General features: G+C 74.0%; 1 protein-coding gene. It reads right to left on the bottom strand.

What is annotated here, in order from left to right:
• A partial coding sequence (locus SB717_RS37025) for a hypothetical protein (protein ID WP_410908076.1) occupies nucleotides 1–203 on the bottom strand: 203 nt, incomplete at its 3' end.
• Nucleotides 204–262 lie beyond the last annotated feature (59 nt).

Raw genomic sequence — 262 nt, 5'->3', positions numbered from 1 at the left:
CGGTGCGCCTGCGGCACGGTGACGTTGATCACGGCCGCAGCGCCCGCGCGTTCGGCGATCTCCGAGACGGAGTTGCCCACTGCGACGCCGTCCAGACCGGCCGACGCGACCGTCGACGCGGCGAGCTCCACATCCAGGTCGACGACGCCGGCGACGACGGCGTGCGGGGACTGCGCGAGCATCCGGCTCCACTCGCCGCCCATTGCTCCGGCGCCCACGACCACGACAGGCAGGCGTTCCCCGGGCGCTGCGGAACGGTCGA

It is taken from the genome of Priestia sp. SIMBA_032, assembly GCF_046535215.1.
Lineage (GTDB): Bacteria > Bacillota > Bacilli > Bacillales > Bacillaceae_H > Priestia > Priestia aryabhattai.
This window is presented reverse-complemented; position numbering and strand designations above follow the sequence as displayed.